25 protein-coding genes and 1 pseudogene are annotated in these 22,842 nt (G+C 60.5%); 17 read left to right on the forward strand and 9 right to left on the reverse strand.

What is annotated here, in order from left to right; translation table 11 throughout:
• Window positions 1-47 precede the first annotated feature (47 nt).
• Window positions 48-572, forward strand: a complete 525-nt coding sequence (locus J3O30_RS09315; RefSeq protein ID WP_207583875.1) for a hypothetical protein — start codon at window positions 48-50, stop codon at window positions 570-572.
• A 98-nt stretch (window positions 573-670) separates the two neighbouring features.
• Here the strand turns inward: J3O30_RS09315 and J3O30_RS09320 are convergent, their stop codons facing one another.
• From J3O30_RS09320 to J3O30_RS09330, 3 genes are all read right to left on the reverse strand, one after another.
• On the reverse strand, window positions 671-1,294 hold the full coding sequence (locus J3O30_RS09320; RefSeq protein WP_207583876.1) for a response regulator transcription factor: 624 nt from the start codon (window positions 1,292-1,294) through the stop codon (window positions 671-673).
• Window positions 1,295-1,296: 2 nt separating this feature from the next.
• Window positions 1,297-2,685, reverse strand: a complete 1,389-nt coding sequence (locus J3O30_RS09325) for a sensor histidine kinase (protein ID WP_207583877.1) — start codon at window positions 2,683-2,685, stop codon at window positions 1,297-1,299.
• 63 nt (window positions 2,686-2,748) lie between these two features.
• Window positions 2,749-2,925 (reverse strand): hypothetical protein, encoded by a 177-nt coding sequence (locus tag J3O30_RS09330; protein ID WP_207583878.1) that lies wholly within the window; start codon window positions 2,923-2,925, stop codon window positions 2,749-2,751.
• Window positions 2,926-3,086: 161 nt separating this feature from the next.
• On the opposite strand from J3O30_RS09330, the gene J3O30_RS09335 reads away from it, so the two are divergent.
• The gene (locus tag J3O30_RS09335; protein WP_207583879.1) at window positions 3,087-3,938 is read left to right on the forward strand and encodes a methyltransferase domain-containing protein; all 852 of its coding nucleotides are present in this window, start codon (window positions 3,087-3,089) and stop codon (window positions 3,936-3,938) included.
• Between the two features lie 68 nt (window positions 3,939-4,006).
• On the opposite strand, the gene J3O30_RS09340 is transcribed toward J3O30_RS09335, so the two are convergent.
• A complete protein-coding gene (locus J3O30_RS09340) occupies window positions 4,007-4,288 on the reverse strand; it encodes a hypothetical protein (RefSeq protein ID WP_207583880.1) in 282 nt (93 codons plus the stop codon).
• Window positions 4,289-4,487: 199 nt separating this feature from the next.
• Here J3O30_RS09340 and J3O30_RS09345 point away from each other — a divergent pair, with 199 nt between their 5' ends.
• The 7 genes from J3O30_RS09345 to J3O30_RS09375 all read left to right on the forward strand — a co-directional run bounded on the left by J3O30_RS09345 (window position 4,488) and on the right by J3O30_RS09375 (window position 9,232).
• Window positions 4,488-4,886: a DUF1236 domain-containing protein gene (locus J3O30_RS09345; RefSeq protein ID WP_207583881.1), complete on the forward strand. Its 399-nt coding sequence runs from the start codon at window positions 4,488-4,490 to the stop codon at window positions 4,884-4,886.
• Window positions 4,887-4,999: 113 nt separating this feature from the next.
• Window positions 5,000-5,839 (forward strand): DUF1236 domain-containing protein, encoded by an 840-nt coding sequence (locus J3O30_RS09350; protein WP_207583882.1) that lies wholly within the window; start codon window positions 5,000-5,002, stop codon window positions 5,837-5,839.
• A gap of 150 nt (window positions 5,840-5,989) precedes the next feature.
• On the forward strand, window positions 5,990-6,157 hold the full coding sequence (locus tag J3O30_RS09355; RefSeq protein ID WP_207583883.1) for a hypothetical protein: 168 nt from the start codon (window positions 5,990-5,992) through the stop codon (window positions 6,155-6,157).
• Entirely contained in the window at window positions 6,154-6,732 is a 579-nt protein-coding gene (locus J3O30_RS09360) for a BA14K family protein (RefSeq protein WP_207583884.1), read from the forward strand. The genes J3O30_RS09355 and J3O30_RS09360 overlap by 4 nt, the downstream gene beginning before the upstream one ends.
• Window positions 6,733-6,824: 92 nt before the next feature.
• On the forward strand, window positions 6,825-7,139 hold the full coding sequence (locus J3O30_RS09365) for a hypothetical protein (protein ID WP_207583885.1): 315 nt from the start codon (window positions 6,825-6,827) through the stop codon (window positions 7,137-7,139).
• A 128-nt stretch (window positions 7,140-7,267) separates the two neighbouring features.
• On the forward strand, window positions 7,268-8,152 hold the full coding sequence (locus J3O30_RS09370) for a hypothetical protein (protein ID WP_207583886.1): 885 nt from the start codon (window positions 7,268-7,270) through the stop codon (window positions 8,150-8,152).
• Window positions 8,153-8,230: 78 nt separating this feature from the next.
• The gene (locus J3O30_RS09375; RefSeq protein WP_207583887.1) at window positions 8,231-9,232 is read left to right on the forward strand and encodes a L,D-transpeptidase family protein; all 1,002 of its coding nucleotides are present in this window, start codon (window positions 8,231-8,233) and stop codon (window positions 9,230-9,232) included.
• Between the two features lie 46 nt (window positions 9,233-9,278).
• Here the strand turns inward: J3O30_RS09375 and J3O30_RS09380 are convergent, their stop codons facing one another.
• Window positions 9,279-10,070 (reverse strand): phenylalanine 4-monooxygenase, encoded by a 792-nt coding sequence (locus tag J3O30_RS09380; RefSeq protein ID WP_207583888.1) that lies wholly within the window; start codon window positions 10,068-10,070, stop codon window positions 9,279-9,281.
• A 124-nt stretch (window positions 10,071-10,194) separates the two neighbouring features.
• On the opposite strand from J3O30_RS09380, the gene J3O30_RS09385 reads away from it, so the two are divergent.
• Entirely contained in the window at window positions 10,195-10,656 is a 462-nt protein-coding gene (locus J3O30_RS09385) for an Lrp/AsnC family transcriptional regulator (RefSeq protein WP_207583889.1), read from the forward strand.
• 42 nt (window positions 10,657-10,698) lie between these two features.
• Here J3O30_RS09385 and J3O30_RS09390 read toward each other — a convergent pair whose 3' ends face one another.
• Window positions 10,699-11,199 carry an Lrp/AsnC family transcriptional regulator gene (locus J3O30_RS09390; RefSeq protein WP_207583890.1) on the reverse strand — a complete coding sequence of 167 codons (501 nt, stop codon included), beginning with the start codon at window positions 11,197-11,199 and terminating at the stop codon, window positions 10,699-10,701.
• A 130-nt stretch (window positions 11,200-11,329) separates the two neighbouring features.
• Between J3O30_RS09390 and hppD the strand changes: the two genes are divergently transcribed.
• The 4 genes from hppD to maiA are packed head-to-tail and all read left to right on the forward strand — an operon-like array spanning window position 11,330 to window position 15,532.
• On the forward strand, window positions 11,330-12,439 hold the full coding sequence (gene hppD, locus J3O30_RS09395) for a 4-hydroxyphenylpyruvate dioxygenase (RefSeq protein WP_207583891.1): 1,110 nt from the start codon (window positions 11,330-11,332) through the stop codon (window positions 12,437-12,439).
• A 58-nt stretch (window positions 12,440-12,497) separates the two neighbouring features.
• The gene (gene hmgA, locus J3O30_RS09400; RefSeq protein ID WP_207583892.1) at window positions 12,498-13,859 is read left to right on the forward strand and encodes a homogentisate 1,2-dioxygenase; all 1,362 of its coding nucleotides are present in this window, start codon (window positions 12,498-12,500) and stop codon (window positions 13,857-13,859) included.
• An 18-nt stretch (window positions 13,860-13,877) separates the two neighbouring features.
• Window positions 13,878-14,903, forward strand: a complete 1,026-nt coding sequence (locus J3O30_RS09405) for a fumarylacetoacetate hydrolase family protein (RefSeq protein ID WP_207583893.1) — start codon at window positions 13,878-13,880, stop codon at window positions 14,901-14,903.
• Window positions 14,900-15,532, forward strand: a complete 633-nt coding sequence (maiA, locus tag J3O30_RS09410; protein ID WP_207583894.1) for a maleylacetoacetate isomerase — start codon at window positions 14,900-14,902, stop codon at window positions 15,530-15,532. Before J3O30_RS09405 ends, maiA begins: the two co-directional genes overlap by 4 nt.
• A gap of 36 nt (window positions 15,533-15,568) precedes the next feature.
• Here the strand turns inward: maiA and J3O30_RS09415 are convergent, their stop codons facing one another.
• A complete protein-coding gene (locus tag J3O30_RS09415; protein WP_207583895.1) occupies window positions 15,569-16,039 on the reverse strand; it encodes an MEKHLA domain-containing protein in 471 nt (156 codons plus the stop codon).
• Between the two features lie 397 nt (window positions 16,040-16,436).
• On the opposite strand from J3O30_RS09415, the gene J3O30_RS09420 reads away from it, so the two are divergent.
• The gene (locus J3O30_RS09420; RefSeq protein WP_207583896.1) at window positions 16,437-17,768 is read left to right on the forward strand and encodes a hypothetical protein; all 1,332 of its coding nucleotides are present in this window, start codon (window positions 16,437-16,439) and stop codon (window positions 17,766-17,768) included.
• Window positions 17,769-17,859: 91 nt separating this feature from the next.
• Here J3O30_RS09420 and J3O30_RS09425 read toward each other — a convergent pair whose 3' ends face one another.
• The gene (locus tag J3O30_RS09425) at window positions 17,860-18,768 is read right to left on the reverse strand and encodes a hypothetical protein (protein ID WP_207583897.1); all 909 of its coding nucleotides are present in this window, start codon (window positions 18,766-18,768) and stop codon (window positions 17,860-17,862) included.
• 230 nt (window positions 18,769-18,998) lie between these two features.
• Here J3O30_RS09425 and J3O30_RS09430 point away from each other — a divergent pair, with 230 nt between their 5' ends.
• Window positions 18,999-20,267, forward strand: a complete 1,269-nt coding sequence (locus tag J3O30_RS09430; RefSeq protein WP_207583898.1) for a patatin-like phospholipase family protein — start codon at window positions 18,999-19,001, stop codon at window positions 20,265-20,267.
• 74 nt (window positions 20,268-20,341) lie between these two features.
• On the opposite strand, the gene J3O30_RS09435 is transcribed toward J3O30_RS09430, so the two are convergent.
• Entirely contained in the window at window positions 20,342-22,243 is a 1,902-nt protein-coding gene (locus J3O30_RS09435; RefSeq protein WP_207583899.1) for a potassium transporter Kup, read from the reverse strand.
• Window positions 22,244-22,399: 156 nt separating this feature from the next.
• Here J3O30_RS09435 and J3O30_RS09440 point away from each other — a divergent pair.
• Window positions 22,400-22,732 (forward strand): annotated as a pseudogene (locus J3O30_RS09440) (chloride channel protein); the annotation flags it as partial.
• Window positions 22,733-22,842 lie beyond the last annotated feature (110 nt).

Raw genomic sequence — 22,842 nt, forward strand, 5'->3', positions numbered from 1 at the left:
ATTCCGCGTAGGAAACGGCGGAGAACGGACGAACGAGGCTATATAGGATGACTCTCTCGAAACGCGATTTTCTGAGGTGGGGCGGCAGCACGGCCGCAGCCCTCGTCGCTGTTGCATCGCCGGTGACATTGAACCTTGGCGGCTCCCTTCCCGTTCTGGCGGTCGAAAGCGCGCAGGCTAAGGACGGCAACAACGGGAATGGCGGCGGCAATGGCAACGGCAACGGGGGAGGGAATGGCAACGGGGGAGGAAACGGTAACGGCGGCGGCAACGGGAACGGCAACGGGGGAGGGAGCGGCAACGGGAACGGGAACGGCGGTTCCGGGAATAGTGCCGGTGGAAGCTCCAGCAATAGTGCCGGATCCTCTTCCTCTGCCAAAGGGACCTCACAAGAATCGGGGGCGAGAGCGATCGAAGCTTCCGATGGTTCGATCGACGTCCGCCATGCAAACGGCATTACCGAAACCCTGCGGCGTGGCCGTTACGTCATGAAGGACGGAAAAGGCAGAACGATCATAAGCCGGCAAGCGACTGCAAATGATGCCAGCCGGTTAGGCCGCTACCTTCGCTAAGGAGCCGCAAAGTGGGTGGTGCGGGCAGCGCCTGTTCTGTTGCTGAGTCAGGACATGAGGTCGTCGGAAAACCCGCTCACCCTTTTCGGCAGCATGCTCTAGCGCCGTTCGCGCCATTGGAGAGCCGCTTCAGTCCTGTTCGTGACGCCGAGCTTGCTCAGAATCTGTGTCATATGGTGCTTCACCGTCTTTTCCTGAAGGTTGAGACGCAAGCCGATATGTTTGTTTGACAGGCCTTGAGAGACCAGATCCATCACCTCGCGTTCTCGTGGCGTCAGACTGTTCTTATCGGGTGCGCTGCCATGCAGCGAATTCTCCATGACCTTCGTCGACATTGTCGGCGAGATATACCGTGAGCCACTCAGCACCGTCTGGATGGCTTCGACGAGACCACGCGATCCGACACCTTTGAGAACATAGCCCATCGCGCCCTGTTGAAGGGCTGCCAGCAGCGTGTCCACCTCCTCCGATACCGTCAGCATCAGCACTTTCGTTGTCGGGCTACGCGTCAGCACATCGCCGATCGCCGACAGTCCGCCACCGGGCATCGAGACATCGAGAAGCATGATGTCGGGATGGCTGGTGGCAGCGATCATCACTGCATCATTGCTGCTGGCACCTTCGCCAACGACGGCAAAGTTGCTGATCTCCGAGAGGCTGCGCGTAACGCCCTCGCGAAAAAGCGGATGGTCGTCCACGACGCCGATAGTGATTGATGTCATCCCTAGTCTCCCATTTCCATAGGCTCGAAGGTCATGGTCACCGTCGTGCCTCCTTCGCCTGTCTTGACGTCGAAGGATCCTCCGAGGCTGTCGATGCGTTCGCGAAGTCCGACAAGGCCCAGGCTCGTAGGCCTCACCTCGGTCGGATCGAAGCCATCGCCGCGGTCGCTGACCTCGACGTGAACATCACCATTGCGCGAGACGGCTCTTACGGCCTGCTGTACGCCGCCGCCATGGCGATACGCATTGTTCAACGCTTCCTGAACGAAGCGATAGATGCAGATCTTTACGGCAGGAGCGGGTTCGGGTCCATTGTCGTCGATGATTGTTTCGACATGGGTTTCGGTCTTGCGCTGGTGTGCTTCGACCACCCGCGCGACGATCTCGGCGATCGAGGATTTCTCGATTTGCGGTAGCACCAGGCCGCTGCAAATATTGCGGATCTCGGTCATCGCCTCTGCAAGGCTCGAGCGTATCCAGGCGAGTTCCTTTTCACGCGTTTCGGGCTGGGTCGACGCATTGATCAACAGATCGCTGTCCAGCCGCAGTGAGGCATAAGCAATGTGCTGGGCCGGCCCGTCGTGCAGATCGGCACCGATGCTGCGTAGATAGGTTTCGTTGAGCGCCGCCGCCCGCTGGGAGGCGCGCTGCAGCCGCCGCTGGAGCCCGCGATTCTCCTCCAAAAGTGCCGACAGTTCATTGACCCGTTCTTTGAGATCCTTGCGTTGCGCCTCTATCGTGCGGCTGCCCCGAAAGACCAGAACGGAGAGAACAAGGAAAAAGACTGCTGTCAGGGCGGCGACGGCGCCCCAACTGCGGAGCCTGGCATGCGCCAGACTGTCGCCTAATCCTTCTGCCGTCTCGTAGAACTCGATGACGGCGACCGCCTGTCCGGACCATGGCTGGAGCACAGGATTGTAGATTTCCATGAGCGGCCTGCCGAGCGCGCGCTCCTTGTCGCTTTCCGGATCGCTTGCGACCTCGTAGCGGGCGACGAGAGACCCTGCGAACGCGTTTCGAAGCTTGCCGTTTACCGCAAACTTCTTGCCCACCAGCTCCTTCTCATTCGAATAGAGGATAGTTCCGTCGCTTCGCCACAGCTTGAACGAAACAAGACGCCTGCCGAGCGCGCCCTGACCAAGCGTCTCGTCCAGAGCCTGAGCGCTGCCTTCGTCGAGCGGTATTGCTTTTTGCATGTCGGGAAGCAGCGGCGCGACCACGCTGTCCACGTAGAGCGCCGTCGCAGCACCGGAGTTGTGGATGACCGCCTCCTCTATGAGGTGGGTGACGAGAATGCCAACCAGGAACATGGCCGCGATCGATATGAGCCCACCCGCGATGAAGAACTGGGAGGCGAGTGAGCGGGCATTCCAGCGGCGAAGCCAAATCATTTTGATACCGGTAAGAGACTTGCCGACTAACCTATCGCTTCCTCAAAATTTTTCCAGACAGCGTCAGGGTAGATCCCTGGTATCGAAGATTTCGGCGCCCCTTATGCTTTTGGTCAACTGGAGCGAGTCTCCAGACATGGCGGCGCCAAAGACGTAGAGAAGCGCAGCGAGAACGACGACAAGGGCGATGACGGACACATTGCAGGCGTCATTGACGCGGGATCTGTTACTCTGGGCCATATCTGGATCTCCTTCACCTCTTCGAAACGGCGCGGTCCTGTCCGCGTTCCACCCCCGGGACTTCGGTCTGACAGACCTGGGACCTAGGTCCTGCCCCCGTGGACGTCAGTAGATTCAGTCATATTTCAGCACTGAATGGTCCGGGTTTTGGAGATCTGCGAGTGACAATTTCTGCCGACATCGAAAACGGCGCCCGCGCCGCATTTGCCAGTTCTCCCGCACCATTCGATGAAGGTGTGGCCGAGCTTTACCAGACCCTCCTTGTGCCGATTCTTTTCGAGCCCTATGCGGCGGAGATGGCGATCGCCGCCGACCGGTCGAAACCTGGCAGCGTTCTCGAGCTCGCGGCGGGGACGGGCGCCTTGACACGCGCGCTGCGCATGACGCTTGATCCGCCAACGGAAATCGTTGCCACCGACCTCAACCAGGCAATGATGGACATCGGCGCACCATCGGTGACGATGTCGCGGACCCACTGGATGCACGCCGATGCCCAAAACCTCCCCTTCGCGCCCGAGATGTTCGATCTCGTCATCTGCCAGTTCGGCGCGATGTTCTTTCCCGATAAGGTGAAGGCCTATGGCGAGGCGGAAAGAGTGTTGCGCAGCAAAGGCCGTTTTCTGTTCTCGACGTGGGATGCACTTTCGGCCAACGACTTCGCCAGATCCGTGGATGAATGCCTGGCAAGCCTATTCCCATCCGATCCGCCGGATTTTCTCAGGCGCTTGCCATACTCCTACTTCGACCCCGGCTCTATCAAGGCGCAGATGTCCTCCGCCGGCTTTGAGGCGATTACCTGCGATCGGCTCGATTTGACATCCGTCGCGGCCAGCGCGCACGACGTCGCAGCCGCCTTCTGCCAGGGCACGCTGCTCCGGGGAGAGATTGAATGGCGGGCGCCGGAGCGGATATCCGAGATCGTCGACGAGGTGGCTGAGCGAGTGGAAGCACGGCACGGAGCCTGTCCTAGCGGCGGCATGAGCGCGTTGGTCGTCGCCGGCCGCGCTCGGTAGCGCCCTCGGCCCAGGCTGGCGCGCCAATCACCCGGATCGTCCAAGCGGGACCGCCAAACGCCTTCGAGCTATGACGGCTCTCCGGCCTTCTGCGCGGTCGTATAGGGAGCTTCGTGCATGGCGCTGATGACGTGGCGCTCAATCTCGACGCAGACCTCATCATACTCCCGCACTCGGTGGGAGTTGAACCCTTGTCTGCGAACGGCATCGCGCGCTTCGACAGCCATCTGGTAGGCCTCGAAGAGTTCGAGCTGCAGCGGGTCGCGGGCTTCCATGATCAGCTTCCGCATCTCCGGCAGGCGCATTGCCAGGCGCCTGCGTCCCGCCTCCCTGCGGTTGGATCGTGCCATCTCCTTCAGTCTCCTGCCTATGCCCGGAAATACGGGGCCCTTCGATCTGCAAGTAGCGCCGGCAACGGACATTGACATGGATTTGGGACCAAAGGCCGGGATCGATCAGACTGAGGTCCGGGGCGGGGAACGACCCCGCCTCCAGCTAGTTGGTTTGGCAGCGGTCATTAAGATCGCTTCAAAACAGAAGGAGGAAAATATGCTCTCCAAGCTTATCGTCTGTGCGGCAACTGCCGCGACCCTCATGTCCGGCGTCGCATTCGCCCAGTCCTCGACCGTCAATGGTGCGGCCGGCGGCGCAGTCACCGGAGCGATTGTCGGTGGTCCCGTTGGCGCTGCTGTCGGCGGTGTTACCGGCGCCATCGTTGGCACCGCGATCGATCCGCCGCCGCAAAAGGTCGTCACCTACGTTCGCGAGGCTCCGGCACCGTCGGCGCGCGTAGTCGTAAAGGAGAAGGTTGTCGTCGGACAGCCGCTGCCGGAAACGGTCGTCGTGACGCCTATTCCGGATGATCCGACCTATGCCTACGCCGTGGTCAATGATGAACGTGTCATCGTCGAACCGTCCTCCCGCAAGGTGATCCAGGTCATCAAGTGACCTGATCCTCCACGCGGCCGCTACCGCGTCTTAACTTCGGAAATCATCGTTTAGATCAGCCGCACGGTCGACGGCAGCGTCGTCGTGCGGCCGAAAAAGCAAAGAGAATTATTATGAAGAGCAAGACACTCGCCGTCCTGATGACGGCACTCGCGATCGGCGTTTCGCCGGTTGGCATCATTTCCGCCTCGGCGCAGGATGCGCCGATTCTTCCCAAGAAGGGTGCGACCCAAAACGGCCAGTCCAGCGACGGTGCGACCAAGCGGCCGGATGCGGGCGGTGCCGCCTCTGGTGGCGCAGGTGGTTCCACTGGCCAAGGCACGCAGCAGCCTTCGGGCTCCGACGGAAGCTCATCGGGGGCATCCTCGGGAACCACCACCGATGGATCCTCCGGCCAGACGGCAACCGAGCCCGGCACCAAGACGCAGTCCGGAAGCTCCGATAGCTCGACGACGCCCAAGTCGGGACAGTCTTCGACCGAAAGCCAGAAGCCGGCCGGCAGCCAAGATACCGGGACATCGACCGGCACCTCGACCGGCTCCGGCGAAACTCAAAAACCCGGCGATGCCGCGAAGTCTTCCGGCGGTTCGGCCGAGACCCAGTCCAACAGCAAGATGAACGTCGGCAACAACAACACGTCGGTCGACAGCAACACCAAAAACACCACCAAGATCGAGACGAACAACACGACCAACGTCAACATCTCGGTCGAGCAGCAGACGGAAATCCGTACTGTTGTGAAGGAAGTTCATGTCGAGCCGGTTCGTGAGACGGATTTCACGGTCTCGGTCGGTACGACCATCCCGAAGAAGATCAGGCTCGAGCCGCTGCCGCCGCGCATAATCGAGATCGTGCCGCAGTATAAGGCCTACCGTTTCTTCCTCCTCGCCGATGGCCGGATCGTCATCGTCGACCCTTCTGCATTCACGATCGTCTACATCATCTCGACATAGAGCGCCGCGCGTCCAATAGCACGCGCTAAGGACGCTCTATCACTTTCAATCTGCGCATAATCCTTTCCGAAAATCGGTTCCGATTGCGGGGTTGTGCGTGACAGCCGGTGCCCGGCGGAGAGCGCCGCCGCCGGGGCCGAGGAGAGGAACATGATCTATTCCGAAGAGAAATCCGCAGGTCTGGCCCTGCCGCTGATAGCGATCCTGCTGGCGATCGCCGGCATCCTCGCCATGCTTGTCGTCACCGGCGGACGACATGGCAGCACTGCCGGCCGCGTCTGGGTTGCGCAGGCGCAACAGCAGGGGGTGGGCCAATGAACGCGCTGGCATCTGTCGCCTTTGGAATCGTCAGCTCCGTCGGGGCCTGCATAGCCGCCGCATCCGTTGCCTCCCACGTCGTGGCGGATTCCGAGCCTCATGCCTTCCAGGATCTTGCGGCGCCCGATCTCTGGACGACGCAACCGGTGAAAGTGGACCCTCGACTGCAGCGTTATGAACGGATTGCGCCTCTCTATTCCAGCTATGTCACCGAGGCGCCGGCCATCATGACGGCAACGACGAAGCCGGAATCCGCTGGCCCGTCAACTGAGCGCCTGGCACAGCTGCCAAAATTTTCGGCCGAGCACCTCGCCTGGTGCGCGCAACGTTACCGCTCCTTCGATCCTGCGACCAACACCTATCGATCCTATAGCGGTGAGATCCGCGCCTGCTCTTCGTCGTACCAGCCTGATATCGCCGAGGCCGATCAAGGTGCGGGCACCAAAGTGAATGCGAAGACGGCTTGGTGCTCCGCTCGCTACAGGTCGTATCGACCGGAAGACAATACATATCAACCATGGGACGGCCCGCGGCGCACCTGCGACGCGCCGGTCCTCGTGGCGACGAGTAATTGATCATCACGGTGTCGAGCCGCAGTAGGACCAAAGTCCGTGTTGCAAACGCTACGGTTGTGATATCGGTTGTGTTGAGGGTCGGGGAGCAGGGGATGGCGACGACGCTGATAACGGAAATTCAGAGGGCGCAGATAAGGCTGCGGTCCTTGAGCAGGGCGGACCGGGGAGCCCTTATCATCCGCATTCTGCGGGAGCTGAAGACGCATCGGCAGGAGGTTCTCGGCAACGTGCCGGCCGACCGTTGCGTCTGGATCGACACGCTCATCGCCTCGGTTTCGTCGACCATATCGGAAATCACGGGCATGCCGGACGGCGAGTTCAATCGTGTCTTGAGCGAGTTCGAAAAGCTTATGGCAACGCTGCATGATATTTCGCATGCGGACCAGCGATTGAAGACAATTCACTGAGGGGGAATTGCCCGCGTCCGTGTCGAGCAGTCGTCGTTGTCGAGCAGTCGTCGTTCTTGTTGATTGAAAATTGAGGGGTTGGTGTCGCCCCCGGGAAACCGATCCCTTGGCGCAAACGTTCTCCTTCCATGACCGAAACGAAATCCCCGGCTGATCGTGACGACGCGCCGTCCGGCGATGACGACCCCAAGCCCGGCGCTGACGTTTCCTTTCCTTACGACAGGATGACCGTCGAGCAATTTCGACGACGCTTCCCCCGTGCCCGCTGGAGCGACGCCCGCAAGGCCTGGTTCGTTCCCGGCCGGACTGCCTCCCGTCGCATCGGACGATGGCTTGCCGAGCAGGAGGCCGAAGCCGACGCCCATGCGGATGCGAAGGGACGCGATGCCTTCGCCTTCGATCCGATCGATAGTCCATACCTCGAGCTTGGCAAGGCAGGCTTTCGAATCCGCACGCCATACTCGAAGACCGCCGTCGACGAGTTGCGCGAAGTGCCCTTCTCCCGGTGGGACGGCGATCTCAAGATATGGCACGTTCCCTGCCGATCCTATGAGGAACTCAGGCGCAGATGGCCGGATATCGAAGCGGCGGCCCGAAGAAACGAGCCGGAGGAGAGACGACGTCGAGCCGAGGAGCGGAAGGGGACCGCGCTGGATCTCCGCAGCAGGCTCCGCTCCGCGGAACGTAAGCGCCGTCGTTACCCGCTTCCCGGCGACGACCTGCCGCCGATCGGGAGACCCGTCGCGATCTCGTATGGGATCGTCGTCTTTACGGAGGTCACCGGCGAACTCGCCGACCCGGCTGTCGTGGCGGACCTCTATCCCCGCGGAACCGACGATCAGGTCTGGGGATATTGGCGGGTGCCCACACTCGAAGAACTCGTCCGCACCTGGCCCGCGAAAATGCCGCCGCTTCAGGACGCTAAGTGGTGGCTGCCGACGATCGAGGAACTCAGGCCCGCCCGTCACGCGGCAAGATCGCGCGAAGCCAAGAGCCGTGCGAAGACGCTGTGATCTGGAGAAGGACTTGAAGCGACTAAGCCTAAAGTCCGAGTAGCTTTGCTCGATGGAACAAGTTTCGGCGATGGTCATTTGTCGTTTATGAAAACAGCCCTGCCGATATCGCTGCTCGCTTTGGTCATCTCCGTTGGCGATGCCGCCGCGGGGGAACTCAAGCCCGATGCAATCAACGCCGCTTCGATTGCTTCCATCAAAGCAGACAAGCGCTCGTCCGAAGATCCGGACCCGGCGATCATCCGCCTTCAGGTCCTGCTCGACCGCGCCGGCGCGTCTCCTGGCGTCATCGACGGGCTCGCCGGCGAGAACGTCAACAAGGCGGTCGCCGGTTTCGAGGCGATGAACGGCCTTCCTGTCGATGGCAGGCCGGATGCAGAGGTCGTTTCCCGCTTGGAAGGCGTTGCCCCGATCGTCGAGAGCTATGTCGTCTCGCCAGAGGATGCCAAGGGTCTCGTTGACCGGATCCCCGAGGATTACGGCGAGAAGGCAAAGATGCAGAGCTTGGGATATACCAGCGTTGCGGAGAAGCTATCCGAGCGGTTTCATATGGGTATCGATCTTGTGAACGCGCTCAACCCGGCTTCGCAGTTCGCTCCTGGCGACACGGTGTGGGTCGTGAATCCTGGTCCCCCAAGGGAAGGCAAGGTCAAGAGGATTGAAGCTGACAGGAAGACCGGGCAGGTACTGGCCTATGCCGAGGACGGAGCACTGCTTGCAGTCTACCCGGCGACGATTGGAAGCGAAGACAATCCGGCGCCGTCGGGCAAGCACAAGGTCAAGGGCGTCGCGAGGATGCCGGTCTACCGCTATGACCCGAAGCTGAACTTCAAGCAGGGAAAGAACGACAAGGTCCTGACCATTCCGAAAGGGCCGAACGGCCCGGTCGGAACCGTCTGGATCGACCTGACGGAGCCGACCTATGGAATACACGGGACACCTGAGCCGAAGCTCATCGACAAGGTTGGCTCGCATGGTTGCGTTCGGCTGACGAACTGGGACGTCGAAGAGCTGGCCGCCATGGTCAAGCCGGGTGTCCTGGTCGACTTCGTCAATCGAAGTTCAGCCGCTCCGAAGTGACACGCAGCATGCTGCGATCCCACGCTCTTCCCCACCGCTTCAGCGCTTACGAAGCCTTGGCCTCGAAAGCGGGGGCGAAATCACCGAGCGATTTCGCCTTGAGGATCGTAGCCTCGATATCCTGCTCTATGATCGCCTCCAGATCGGCGAAGCTGTCGATGACGTAGTAGATCGGCTGGAGGATATCGATACGGTAGGGGGTTCTCAGCACGCTCAGCAGATCGAACGGCCGAAATTCGCAGGCCATACCCTCCGTTGCCGCCTTCGCCTCGCTTGGCGATGAGACGATGCCTGCGCCGAAGCAGCGGCGGCCTTGCGGCGTGTTAATCAGGCCGAATTCGACCGTGAACCAGAAGATCCGGAACAGATGCCAGGAATAACCTTTGCCGAGGCGGACGGCGGTTTCGCCGAAATGCCGGACGAAATTGGCATAACTCTGGTTGGTCAGCAGCGGGCAGTGACCAAAGACCTCGTGGAACAGGTCCGGTTCCTCGATATAGTCGATATGCTCGCGACGGCGCAGGAAGGTTGCGAGCGGGAATTTGCCTTGCGACAGAAGCTCGTAAAAGCGCGAGGGCGGAATGAGCGCCGGCACGCCTTCGACCCCGAAGCCGGTGGTGTCGTTCAGGCGTCGGCTCACATCGAGAAGCTGCGGCACCTTCTCCGGCTTGAGGCCCAGCAGTTTGACGCCGTCGAGATATTCCTGGCAGGCGGTATCGGCCAGCATTTTCATCTGGCGCCGGTAGAGTTCGCCCCAGATCGCATCTTCCTCGGCTGTGTAGTCATAGAGGCCGTCCGGGCCTGGCAGTTTGGCGGTGTAGCTGCTTTCCTTGGTCATAGGCTGATCCTCCCGGAGCATGACGATATTCCTGCCATTATCCTCCAGCTTTGGCGGATTTTCTTTTCTTTCATCTTGGCTCTTGCCATAATGGTGGCAGATTTTCCCGAGTGTTGGGCAGAAAATGAAAGAAACTGGGAACTTTCGCCGCACCCTTCTGCAGCTCATCCAGGCCGACGGCAGCCTGTCGCTGGCAGATCTGGCTGAGAAGGCCGGCATGTCGCAGAGTTCGGCCTGGCGGAAGATCCAGGAACTGGAAGCCGACGGCGTCATCCGCAAGCGCGTGACGCTGCTCGATCCCGGCAAACTTGATCTCAAACTCTGCGTGATCGCCCATGTCACCCTGGAGGATCATCACGAAGAGGCGGTGGCCTCTTTCGCTTCGGTGGTGCTGGAGCGGCCGGAGATCATGGAGTGTTACGCCTTGTCAGGCGCTTTCGATTACATGCTGAAGATCCGGGCGAGGGACGTGGAAAGCTACGAAGCTTTCATGACCCGCTACCTCATGCGCAACCCGCATGTGCGCATGGTGGTCTCGAGCTTCGTGCTGCGCGAGCTGAAATTCTCGACCGAACTGCCGCTTTGACGCTTATCGCCAAATAAGTCGTTGATCGGTGACAATGGGAGATCATCGCGCGCTGTCGCCGTGCCAGATGCCGGGCATGCGCACCGGAAAGCCCTCGAAGGTCTTCAGCGTATCGAGCACGATCGAGGTCTTCACGTGCTGCACAGACTCGTGCGGCAACAGAACGTCGTTGACGAATTTGGAGAGGTCGGCGAGCCCGCGGGTCGCGACCTTCAGGTGATAGTCCATCTCCCCGGTCAGTGCATAGGCTTCGAGAACCTCCGGCAGCCCGTTGATCAGCTGGGAAAATCGCTGGGCATTGTCTCTGTTGTGGGTGGCAAGCGTCACGGAAATGACCACCAGCATATCCAGCCCCAGTTTTTCCCGGTCAAGGTAAGCCCGATAGCTGCGAATATAGCCCTCGGCCTCCAGTCTCGTCCGCCGGCGCGAGCATTGCGACGGGGAAAGCGCGATGCGATCGCCGAGCTCGTTGTTCGTCAGCCTGCCGTCCTTTTGCAGTTCCTGTAGTAGGCGCAAATCCAGTTTGTCGAGCTGTTCATCCATTGCGTAAAATCTCCAAAACGCTCACGAACCGTGCATAATATCTTCTCATGGAATGAAGAATGCAAGGATTTTGCACGCGTTTTGGGCCACACTTTGCGCAGTCAAACTCCCATCTAATAAGGAGGAGAAAATGGGTCCTTTCCCGCATGATGCACCGCCATCCGAAATCACCGCCGACAACCCGGCCGGCACCGACGGCTTCGAATTCGTCGAGTTCGCGCATCCCGAACCCGAAAAGCTCAGCGAGCTCTTCACACGCATGGGCTATGTCGCCGTTGCCAGGCACAAGACCAAGGACATCACCGTCTGGCGGCAGGGCGACATCAACTATGTCGTCAATGCCGAGCCCGGCAGCCATGCCGCCCGCTTTGTCGAGCAACATGGTCCCTGCGCCGCATCGATGGCCTGGCGTGTCGTCGACGCCAAACACGCTTTCGACCACGCGTTGTCGAAAGGCGCCGTTCCCTATGAAGGTGATGACAAGCTACTCGACGTCCCGGCCATTACAGGCATTGGCGGCTCGCTGCTCTATTTCGTCGAAACCTATGGCGCCAAGGGATCGGCTTACGATGCTGAATTCGATTGGCTGGGCGAGCGCAACCCGCGCCCCGAGGGGATCGGTTTCTATTATCTCGACCACCTGACCCACAACGTCTTCCGCGGCAACATGGACAAGTGGTGGGATTTCTACCGCGAGCTGTTCAATTTCAAGCAGATCCACTTCTTCGATATTGACGGCCGCATCACCGGTCTGGTGAGCCGCGCCATCACCTCGCCCTGCGGCAAGATCCGCATTCCGCTGAACGAATCGAAGGACGACACCAGCCAGATCGAGGAATATCTGAAGAAGTACCGGGGCGAGGGCATCCAGCACATCGCCGTCGGCACCGAGGATATTTACGGCGCCACCGACCGGCTTGCCGACAACGGGTTGCGCTTCATGCCGGGTCCTCCGGAGACCTATTACGACATGTCCTATGAACGCGTGAACGGCCACAGCGAACCCATCGAACGCATGAAGAAACACGGCATCCTCATCGATGGCGAAGGCGTGGTGAATGGCGGCATGACGAAAATCCTGCTGCAGATTTTCTCCAAAACCGTCATCGGCCCGATCTTCTTCGAATTCATCCAACGCAAGGGCGACGAAGGTTTCGGCGAAGGTAATTTCCGGGCTCTTTTCGAGTCGATCGAGGCCGATCAGATCAGGCGTGGTGTCATCGGGACGGCGGCGGAGTAAGCTCTCTCGCGCGTCTGAAAAGACGCTCGGCGGAGAGTTTTTCGGGGAGGAGTTGAGCATGGACCAGACATCGATCCAGACGTCGGGCGGTGAAGGCGCAACGGCAAACAAGCTGAAATACATGCCGGGCTTCGGCAATGACTTCGAAACCGAGTCGCTTCCCGGCGCCTTGCCGCAGGGCCAGAACAGCCCGCAGAAATGCAATTACGGTCTTTATGCCGAGCAGCTTTCCGGCTCGCCGTTCACCGCGCCGCGCGGGACGAACGAGAGGTCCTGGCTCTATCGCATTCGCCCGAGCGTGCGTCACACCCGGCGCTTCTCCAACGCCACCTATCCGCTCTGGAAAACCGCGCCTTGCCTCGACGAACATTCGCTGCCGCTGGGCCAGCTTCGGTGGGATCCGATCCCCGCACCAACGGAGAAACTGAACTTTCTGGAAGGGGTGCGGACGATCACGACGGCAGGCGATGCCGTGACCCAGGTCGGCATGTCAGCCCATGCCTATGTCTTCAACGAGGACATGGTCGACGATTACTTCTTCAATGCCGATGGCGAACTGCTGGTCGTACCGCAGCTCGGCGCCATCCAAATATTCACAGAAATGGGCATCATGGATGTCGAGCCCCTGGAAATATGTCTCATCCCCCGCGGCATGATGTTCAAGGTAGCCAGGACCGGCGAACAGACGGTCTGGCGTGGTTATTTATGCGAGAACTACGGCGCCAAATTCACGCTGCCCGACCGCGGGCCGATCGGCGCCAACTGCCTGGCAAACCCGCGCGACTTCAAGACACCTGTCGCCGCCTTCGAGGACAAGGAAACGCCTTGCCGCGTCCATGTGAAGTGGTGCGGAAAATTCTATGTCACGGAGATCGGCCATTCGCCGCTGGATGTCGTGGCCTGGCACGGCAACTACGCGCCGTTCAAATATGACCTCAGGACATTTTCTCCAGTCGGCGCCATCCGCTTCGATCACCCCGATCCGTCGATTTTTTCGGTGCTGACGGCGCCGACCGAAGATGCAGGCACCGCGAATGTCGATTTCGTGATCTTTCCGCCGCGCTGGCAGGTCGCCGAGCACAGCTTCCGTCCGCCCTGGTACCACCGCAACATCATGAGCGAATTCATGGGCCTGATCCATGGCCAGTATGACGCCAAGGAGGAGGGCTTCGTGCCGGGCGGCATGAGCCTGCACAACATGATGCTTCCCCACGGGCCGGACGCGCTCGCCTTCGAAAAGGCGGCCAATGCCGAGCTCAAACCTTTGAAACTCGACCACACCATGGCTTTCATGTTCGAGACCCGATACCCGCAGCAACTGACGAAATACGCCGCCGAGCTAGAAACGCTGCAGGACGACTATCTCGAATGCTGGGATGGTCTGGAACGCAAGTTCGACGGAACCCCGGGCATCAAGTAATAGCATCGGAATAGGGACATGAAGCTTGCGACCTTGAAGGACTCCACCAGGGACGGCCGCCTCGTCGTCGTTTCCCGCGACCTGACCCGCTGCTCCGAAGTCGGCCATATCGCCCGCACGCTGCAGGCAGCACTCGACGACTGGGAGCATGTGGCGCCGAGACTTGCGCTGATTGCCGAAGGCATCGAGACAGGCGCCCAGCCGACGCTCCGGTTTCACGAGCATGACGCAACGTCACCTTTGCCGCGGGCCTATCAATGGGCCGACGGTTCCGCTTACGTCAACCATGTCGAACTGGTGCGCAAGGCGCGCGGCGCCGAGATGCCGGCAAGCTTCTGGACCGATCCACTGATGTATCAAGGAGGCTCGGATAGTTTCCTCGCGCCGCGCGAGCCGATCCTGGTGGCTGACGAGGCCTATGGGATCGACATGGAAGGCGAGGTCGCCGTCGTCACCGGCGACGTTGCCATGGAGGCAAGCCCGGAAGCGGCACGCGACGCCATCCGCCTCGTGATGCTGGTCAACGACGTGTCGCTGCGCGGTCTGATCCCCCACGAACTGGCCAAGGGATTTGGTTTCTTCCAATCCAAGCCGGCTTCGGCATTTTCGCCTGTCACTGTGACGCCGGACGAGCTCGGGGACGCCTGGGATGGCGGCAAGCTGCATCTGCCGTTACTGGTCAGCCTGAATGGCAAGTCCTTCGGCAAGGCCAATGCCGGCATCGATATGACGTTCGATTTCGGCCAGCTGATCGCCCATGCCGCCAAAACCCGAAATCTGACGGCCGGAACGATCATCGGCTCGGGAACGGTTTCCAACAAGCTGGACGGCGGCCCGGGCCGGCCGGTCGAAGAGGGAGGGGACGGCTATTCCTGCATCGCCGAGATCCGAATGATCGAGACGATCGAGACCGGCGCGCCGAAGACGCCCTTCATGCAGTTCGGCGACCAGGTCCGCATCGAGATGAAGGATCGCGCCGGCCATTCGATCTTCGGGGCGATCGAGCAGACCGTCGAACGTTATGGGGGAGTGGGGCCGCAATGAGCGAGGTCGTTCTTTACGACTACTGGCGATCGTCGGCGAGCTATCGCGTCCGCATTGCGCTCAACCTGCTGGAGATCGACTACAGGACGGTGCCGGTCAATCTGCTGGAGGGAGCGCATGGGAAACCGGACTATCTCACGCTCAACCCGCAGGGGCTCGTGCCGACCCTGGTGGTCGATGGAAGACCCCTGACCCAGTCGCTTGCCATCATCGAATATCTGGCCGAGCTTCGGCCGGAATGCGGATTGCTGCCATCCGATAGCGCCGATCGCCAGACAGTGCGGGCGCTGTCCTATGCGGTCGCCATGGACATCCATCCGATCTGCAACATGCATGTCGTGGCCCATCTCACGACCATGACCGACAAGGCCGACGCCCGCGAGGAATGGATGAAGCATTTCATCGCCGACGGACTGCGCAAGCTGGAGGCGATGATCGGCGAACACGACGGAGCCTTCAGCTTCGGCGACACGCCGACGATGGCGGACCTCTGCCTTATCCCGCAAGTCTATAACGCCCGCCGTTGGGGCGTTGATATCACGTGTTTCCGACGCATCGCCGATATCGATAGTAGGTGCGCAGAACTGCCGGCGTTTCAGGCAGCGCATCCTGACCGCGTGAGGCCGTGATTTCACCGCCGGCGGGGCAGATCCGGCGGTAGCCGACTACTCGTCCCGCCATGACGGGAATATCGCAGCCTGGCCCAGCCGCTTCCCGGTCTCATCGATGAGCTGCCAGACGGTCACCTTCTCGATCCAGAAACGCCGTCCCGATTTCGCGATCCTGAGGCCGCGGCCATTGTCGACAAAACCGTCGCGCGTGACGCTATCCAGCAACTGCTGGCGCTCGGCGCGATCGGGCTGTTCGGCCGAAAGCCGAGACGGCAGCGCGACGAATTCCTCCCAGCCATATTCGAAGCATTTCTGCGCGGTGCGGTTCGCGTAGATGAAGCGCGGGTCCGGCTCGCTATTGTGGGCGAGGACCACGAAAGGCGCATCGTTGTAAAGCCAGTCCGGTCCTTGCCCGTCCCGGACAAGGCGACGGCCGACAATGCGCTTGTAGCTTCCGGTGAGAAGGGAGAAGAAATCGGCGTCGCTCGTCAGGTCGAGGGCGTGATCGTCATAGGTAGAAGTCACGAAGTGCCTCGCTGGTCAGATGCTCGGTGCAGGCGACATAACCGATATTCAGTGCATCGGTCTACAAGGCCCGCCGCTCGGGAATTGATAGGACCGATTTCAAGCACATCTAGCCCAAGCATCCCGACCGTGCGGATAGGAATGTCGCGATGCCGGCGAGGAACCGGCGTTTACCGTGTCTTATCACTTCTGATTGTGCCGCTTGCCAGAAGATCGCCCCTTGTGCATTGATCGGATTTTGCTGGGTAGGGTGAAATGTTCTCGTCAAAGCTGTTGATCTTTCACTCGTGATCGCCATGGGCTTGGGTCGCATTGAAGCGGGCTCACGCCGAGGATTCGGTGATCAGCCTGGCAACAAGTGAGCAAGATATGCTGCGAGTGACGACAGGAGAAATACGTGCTCGAAGGCTGGGGAAGAATGCTGAAATCCGTCTCATTCATATCGATGCTGCTGGCATTCGTCGCCCTGGCCGGAGAGGGGCATGCAGCAATTTCCTACCAACGTCTGGACGGCGCGCCGGGAGAGCGTGGCCTGGTGATAAAGGGCGTGTTTGAGTTCTCCGACGATCCGACGAAGCTTGTCGTCGAATACCGGCAGTACCAAGCGGACTACATCAGCTTTGACTCGCCCGGCGGAAACGTGGTCACCGCGATCAGCTTCGGCCGCGCCATCCGCGCACTGAATGCAAAAACGCTCCAGATCAGAGCCATGGAATGTGCATCGGCTTGCGCCTTCGCCTTCGTCGGTGGTGTTGAAAGATTTGCCGAGCCAGGGTCTATCGGCGTGCATCGGGTTTCCCTATCCGACGATGCCGGCGTGGATAACAAATTGGCCGTCTCGACCGTTCAAGCGCTGACCGGCGACATCATCGGCTATCTCACCGACATGGGGGTAAGCCCCAATCTGCTGCAACTCAGTCTGTCGATCGACAGCACCGATATACGGTATCTCACCGCTGCCGAAATGCGAGACTGGAACATCAACACGCCCGAGGATATGCCCTCGGCACAGGAAAGCGCGCCGCCCCCGCCAGGCGCCGCACCGCAGGAGAGCGCAACACCCGCCGACATGCCGTCAGACCCCGGCGCTTCCGAGGAGGTGGCTGCCTCCGAACCCGGCGACCTGACCACGGAAGCGGTTGATTTCGTCAACCGATACAATGACGAATGGTCAAAAGACAGCGCTTCGGCGCTAGCCTTCATGAAGAGCATCTATGCCGATGAGGTCTCCTTCTTCGGCAACTCGGTCGACAAAGACGCCGTCCTGAAGGAAAAGGCAGCCTTCGCGGAACGTTGGCCGGAGCGCATCTACAGCGTCAAACCCGGCTCCGTGACTGCGAGCTGTGCCGGAAAATGCGAAATGTCGGGAATTGTCGAGTGGTTTGCCCGAAACAAGGAAACGGGTAAGACTTCCGCCGGGATGGCGGAATTCTCTTACGTGTGGAACACGGCCTCCCTGCAGATCGAGTCCGAGACCGGAAAGGTGCTCGCCACGGACAAGGGAGCCAAGGCGCCGGATCGGTTGATTGACCAGTGGATAGGGCTGGACGACATCTGCCGCGGTAGCCTCGACCGCGAGGGCGTCAAGACACTGCAGGCGTGCAAACGGCGCGACGAGCTCGGTCCGCTGCTCGATCGCCTCGACTGGTGTTATGGCCGTGAGGGTGAAGCCGGAATGGACTGGGAATGGCACAAATGCGATGCCAACTCCCGGAGGTATGCAGAGTAGATATCGCCGGTCCGCAGCCAGCGACCGCAGGGGCCGCAGTCCGCCCGAGGGAACGAGCGGCCGGTTACTGCTTCAAAGCGGAGGTATCTGGCTAGCAACCATCAAGCACCTTGATCCTCAAGACCAGTGTTTTGCCAAACACATAGGTGGTCTGGACATCGGCGCGGCCCTTACAGCGACGACCGTCATTGGTGACGTATTTGTAGGAAACCCTGACCTCATCGTCGCCGCGCAACGCCGTGCCTGTGAGTTTTAGCGGCTGCGACATCGCGCCGAAGAAGGCGTGGATCGAAGCTTCGTTGAAGGGCCCCTGGCCGCGCTTTTCCGGAACGACCAGCGCCGAGGCGGTTTCACCATCGGCTGCAGCGAGCGCGGAGTAAAAGGCCGTCACCGCGCCCATCGGATCGTGTGGAAACGTCTTGCCCGCCTCGGACGCCGGATCAGGTCCGTCCTCGTCGATCGCGTCGTAGGTGATGCCCACGGCCTGCGCCTTGGCGGCCGTCAGCCACGCGATGCCTTCAGGTGGTGCCGACGTCACGTAGGCGATGGCGGTATCGGACAATCCCAACTGGTTGAGGTAGGCGCCGACCAGCGCATTGGCGACGCCGCTCTCGCTGGCCTTGCCGTCCACCACGCGATAGGCGGCATGGAAGCCGATATTGGATTCAGGCTGAAGAAACCGGGGCGACCCGGCAAGCCAGGTGAGGGCGCAAGCTGACGCGCACAAGGTCCCCGGCGGGGTGGCCGTGGCAAAGCCTCGAAGGCGGATGGCACGCCCGATCTCGATCCCGGCTTTGAGATCCCCGCCCTCGCTGTTCAGGAAAACAAGGGCCTTGCTGGAGGCCGCGGCCAGGTTTCTGAAGACGATTTCGTCACCGTCGTTCAAGACGCCCGTGACGGAGATCAGATCGGTATCATTCTCCAACGGCTGTCGCGTGATCTCTGCCGCAGACAGAGGAAATGCGCATAGAAACAACAGCCCAGCCGCGATGTAACGCATCGATTCGCCCCGCCTTTACGATCATTATTGAACATTGCGAGGAATTTTTTGCAAGTCCGATCGGGGCGGCCCACCGAGGCAGGCTTCGGTCAATCCGCGGAGTGGCGGATCGAAGTGAAAGATGGGCTGGATCGCCATCTCTGCGCAAATCCACTAGGACATTCCTACGCGCCGATCTTGATCTGGTATACATCGGATGTCGGCATTCTGTTAACGCGACACGATAAAGCATGTCAGAACACGAGCATCCCGAGGAAGACAGCGTCTTGTCTGGATCCGGCGAACCCGAGAAACCCGCGGAGCGCTATCAACTTGGCCTTTGCCTTTCGGGCGGCGGCTATCGGGCCATGCTGTTCCACGCGGGATCGCTGGCGAGGCTGAACGAGGCCGGTCTTCTGGCGAAGCTCGACATGATCTCGTCGGTATCGGGCGGATCCATCGCCTCCGGTCTGCTGGCCTATGTGTGGCCGCGGCTGGTCTTTAAGAATGAGGTCGCCGTCAACTTCAAGACGGAATATGTCGATCGCATTCTGGCCTTCAGCCAGGTCTTCGCCGATGGGCCGAGCTTTCTGAAGGGCGTGTTCAATCCCTTCTCGAGCGCGGCGGAGGAGGCGGCAAAACTCTATGAGCGACATCTCTTCGACGGAAAGTCGCCAAGCCTGAAAGATCTTCCGGGGTCGCCCTGGTTCGTATTCTGCTCCAGCAATCTCAGCACCGGTTCGCTCTTCCGCATGTCTAACCGCTATATCGCGGACTACAGGATCGGCCTGTCGTTTCATCCGGCACTTTCGCTCGCGACCGCGGTTGCCGCTTCGGCTGCATTCCCGCCCGTACTGTCACCGCTGCGATTGGACCTGTCGCAGTTTTCCTGGAAGAGGGAAAAACTCGATGACACGGTTGGCGAACCCGTTGCTCCGGACAGGGCGATATTGAGCGACGGTGGCGTTTATGACAATCACGGCATCGAGCCGGCGCTGAAACGCTGCGACTGCCTGCTCGTCAGCGACGCAGGAGCGCCTTGGCGCTCCTCCACCACCCGCGGATACTGGAACTATCTCTCCCAGCTCAAGCGTGTTCTCGATACCACCGACAATCAGGTGAGGTCGTTGAGGCGGCGAGACCTGGTCGCCGCCTTCAAGGCTGCAAAACTGGCGGATATGCTTGGCCTCGACGATCCCTCGAAATCGGCTCTGCGCGCAAGAACGCGTGGCGTCTATTGGTCGATCGACAGCAAGAACGCCGAACTCGAGCCATATGCATCTTACACGCTGCCGCCGTCCCCGGTCGTTCCCTCCGACGTCGGCACCTACGTTCATTTCTTGGGCGCTGAGGAGACGGAGCACCTGACGAATTGGGGGCATTACGTGTGCGACGCCATGCTCAACCGGTTTTATCAATCGCAGCTGGTTCCATCATTTGGGCCGCCATTAATTGCCGGCGCCGTGAAGCCATCTTGGACGGCGAGGGCCAGCAAGCGCCTATTCGACTTCCTGCTGTGAGCAGAGGGGCGACGAGGTTGAATACGGACAAAGATTGTTCCCGCGAGTGCGTCGGCGTCTGACGCTTGTAATATTCAGATCGTCGTCTGTAGGCCAAGTTCGACAACTCGGCCGGTTGGAAGTCCGAAATAGTCTGTCGCATTGCCGGCATTCTGCGCAAGCGTAATGAAGAGACGATCCTGCCAGAACGGCATGCCGCCTTTCTTGGAAGGCAGGATCGTCCGCCGTGACAGGAAGAAGGACGTGGACATGATGTCGAATTTCAGCCCCAGCTTACGTACCAGGACGAGGGCGCGGGGAATGTTCGGCGTCTCCATGAAGCCGAAGGTGACGACCAGCCGGCTGAACAGCGGATTGAAACTCTCCAGGAAAATCTTCTCGTCGTCGGGGACAAAAGGCGTCGTCGCGGTCACGACGCTCAGGATGATGTTTTGCTCGTGAAGTACCTTGTAATGCTTGAGGCTATGCAGAAGCGCAGTCGGTGCCCCTTCGACGTCGCTGGTGAGGAAGATGGCCGTGCCCGGCACAGTCGGTGGTTTCTTTTGCGCGAGCCTGTTGATGATCGACGCCAGCGGGATTTCGTCCATCTTCGTGCGGGCGGCGAGCAGACGACGACCGGACATCCAGGTCTGCATGATGAGACCCATCGTGCAGGCGACCGCGACCGGCACCCAGCCGCCGTCGGCGAACTTGGCGACGTTGGCGGTGAAGAAGCCCGCGTCGATCAGGAAGAGCGGCGCCACGGCCGCCGCGGCGCTTACCGGTTTCCAGTTCCAAACGCGTAGCATGACGACGAAGAGAAGCACCGAAGTGATCAACATCTCTCCAGTCACGGCGATGCCGTAGGCGGCGGACAGCCCACGCGAGCTACGGAAGTAGAGAACCAGCGCGACCACGAAGATGAAGAGGAAGGAGTTCACCTGCGGCATGAATATCTGCCCGGAATGGGCCTCGGAGGTATGCAGGATCTGCAGGCGCGGCAGCAAGTTGAGGTGCATGGCCTGACGGACAAGCGAGTAGGCGCCTGAAATGACCGCCTGACTGGCGATGACGGTCGCCGCCGTCGCCAGGCAGACCATCGGAATTTTCGCCCAGTCGGGATGCATGCCGAAGAAGGGGTGTTCGGCCATCTCCGGATTTGAGAGCACGAAGGCGCCCTGACCGAAGTAGTTGAGCAGGAGGCAGGGAAAGACGAGCAGGAACCAGGCCATCACGATCGGACGCCGGCCGAAATGGCCGAGGTCGACGTAGAGGGCCTCCGCACCTGTAACCGCGAGAAAGACGGCGCCCAGCACCGTCACTGTGATGCCGACGTTGTTTGTCGCATAGCGGAGCGCATGGAGCGGATTGACGGCCGAAAAGACAGCTGGATCGTCGAGGATATGGATCGCCCCGCTGAGCCCGAGCACCACGAACCACAGCGCCATGACCGGTCCGAACACTGCTGCCACGCCGGCCGTGCCGAAGCGCTGAACGAAGAAAAGCACAGCAATGATCGTGAGAGTTATCGGGACGATCCACGTCGACAAAGCCGGGGCAACCACCTGGATCCCTTCAACAGCCGACAATACCGATATGGCCGGAGTGATGATGGCGTCGCCAAGGAAGAGCGATGCGCCCGCAACGCCGAGCACGAGGACCCAGGCCGGCCTGCCGGAGAGACTTTCCCGAGCCAGCGTCATGAGGGAAAGTGTACCGCCTTCGCCACGGTTGTCGGCCTTGAGCACGAACGTGACATACTTCACGGTCACGACGATCGTCAGGGCCCAGACGATCAGAGAAAGGATTCCAAGCACGTTCTCACGATGCGATCCGCTTCCCGCGGTCGCATGGAGCGCTTCCCTGAAGGCGTAGAGCGGGCTGGTGCCGATGTCGCCGTAGACGACGCCGAGCGCCGCCAGGACCAACGCAGGCAAGCCGCTTTGCGTTTCATGTTCGAGTTCGGGATCCCGGGATCGGAGCTGCGGATAGGCCAAGGGCGGACTCGTGGTTTGGAGAAGCTCGGCGTCCGGATACGCCGGCAGGAGGGACGCTGTTAAATATGCAAGGCCATGCCGACCTCGTCAAACGAGTTGGGGGCTCAGGGGTTCCATGTACGACCTCGTCGAGCCTTTCCGGCCGAAGCCCCTGTCATTCCGGGCGACATCTTCGCGCCCTCGCTTGCAGTCGGCGCCCGCTTCGGCAGCACGGTCGGTTCGTTGCTCGGCACCAGCATCGCCCTTGCCACTATTCTCGGCATGGCCGGCTATTTCGCGGGCGTCGTGCAGGCCCCGACCCGATGACGGCTTTTGTCATCATCCTGGAAATCACCGGTGATCACTAAGCCATCATCCCGATCATGGCGATGTCGATGATCAGCTACGTGACATCGCGCATCCTGTGAGCCTCTCTATTACGGTCTGTCACGGGTGTGCGTCGCAGCCGCCATCCGGGCGCATCGTGCGATCGACAAAGAGTGTCCCTGAGCGACCGACGGGATGCTTCAGGATCGACGTCCAACACGCCCGAGCGGATTCTCTCGAAACGATGGGGCAGGATTCTCTGCCGAGGCTGCTGTCTCAACGCCCTTCGGCGT

Source organism: Rhizobium sp. NZLR1 (assembly GCF_017357385.1).
In the GTDB taxonomy this organism is placed as follows: domain Bacteria; phylum Pseudomonadota; class Alphaproteobacteria; order Rhizobiales; family Rhizobiaceae; genus Rhizobium.

What these genes read in the sequence shown, in the direction of transcription:
- J3O30_RS09315 (WP_207583875.1), top strand. Translation starts at nt 48, where the DNA reads ATGACTCTCTCGAAACGCGATTTTCTGAGGTGGGGCGGCAGCACGGCC.
- J3O30_RS09320 (WP_207583876.1), bottom strand. Translation starts at nt 1,294, where the DNA reads ATGACATCAATCACTATCGGCGTCGTGGACGACCATCCGCTTTTTCGC.
- J3O30_RS09325 (WP_207583877.1), bottom strand. Translation starts at nt 2,685, where the DNA reads ATGATTTGGCTTCGCCGCTGGAATGCCCGCTCACTCGCCTCCCAGTTC.
- J3O30_RS09330 (WP_207583878.1), bottom strand. Translation starts at nt 2,925, where the DNA reads ATGGCCCAGAGTAACAGATCCCGCGTCAATGACGCCTGCAATGTGTCC.
- J3O30_RS09340 (WP_207583880.1), bottom strand. Translation starts at nt 4,288, where the DNA reads ATGGCACGATCCAACCGCAGGGAGGCGGGACGCAGGCGCCTGGCAATG.
- J3O30_RS09345 (WP_207583881.1), top strand. Translation starts at nt 4,488, where the DNA reads ATGCTCTCCAAGCTTATCGTCTGTGCGGCAACTGCCGCGACCCTCATG.
- J3O30_RS09350 (WP_207583882.1), top strand. Translation starts at nt 5,000, where the DNA reads ATGAAGAGCAAGACACTCGCCGTCCTGATGACGGCACTCGCGATCGGC.
- J3O30_RS09355 (WP_207583883.1), top strand. Translation starts at nt 5,990, where the DNA reads ATGATCTATTCCGAAGAGAAATCCGCAGGTCTGGCCCTGCCGCTGATA.
- J3O30_RS09360 (WP_207583884.1), top strand. Translation starts at nt 6,154, where the DNA reads ATGAACGCGCTGGCATCTGTCGCCTTTGGAATCGTCAGCTCCGTCGGG.
- J3O30_RS09365 (WP_207583885.1), top strand. Translation starts at nt 6,825, where the DNA reads ATGGCGACGACGCTGATAACGGAAATTCAGAGGGCGCAGATAAGGCTG.
- J3O30_RS09370 (WP_207583886.1), top strand. Translation starts at nt 7,268, where the DNA reads ATGACCGAAACGAAATCCCCGGCTGATCGTGACGACGCGCCGTCCGGC.
- J3O30_RS09380 (WP_207583888.1), bottom strand. Translation starts at nt 10,070, where the DNA reads ATGACCAAGGAAAGCAGCTACACCGCCAAACTGCCAGGCCCGGACGGC.
- J3O30_RS09385 (WP_207583889.1), top strand. Translation starts at nt 10,195, where the DNA reads ATGAAAGAAACTGGGAACTTTCGCCGCACCCTTCTGCAGCTCATCCAG.
- J3O30_RS09390 (WP_207583890.1), bottom strand. Translation starts at nt 11,199, where the DNA reads ATGGATGAACAGCTCGACAAACTGGATTTGCGCCTACTACAGGAACTG.
- hppD (WP_207583891.1), top strand. Translation starts at nt 11,330, where the DNA reads ATGGGTCCTTTCCCGCATGATGCACCGCCATCCGAAATCACCGCCGAC.
- hmgA (WP_207583892.1), top strand. Translation starts at nt 12,498, where the DNA reads ATGGACCAGACATCGATCCAGACGTCGGGCGGTGAAGGCGCAACGGCA.
- J3O30_RS09405 (WP_207583893.1), top strand. Translation starts at nt 13,878, where the DNA reads ATGAAGCTTGCGACCTTGAAGGACTCCACCAGGGACGGCCGCCTCGTC.
- maiA (WP_207583894.1), top strand. Translation starts at nt 14,900, where the DNA reads ATGAGCGAGGTCGTTCTTTACGACTACTGGCGATCGTCGGCGAGCTAT.
- J3O30_RS09425 (WP_207583897.1), bottom strand. Translation starts at nt 18,768, where the DNA reads ATGCGTTACATCGCGGCTGGGCTGTTGTTTCTATGCGCATTTCCTCTG.
- J3O30_RS09430 (WP_207583898.1), top strand. Translation starts at nt 18,999, where the DNA reads ATGTCAGAACACGAGCATCCCGAGGAAGACAGCGTCTTGTCTGGATCC.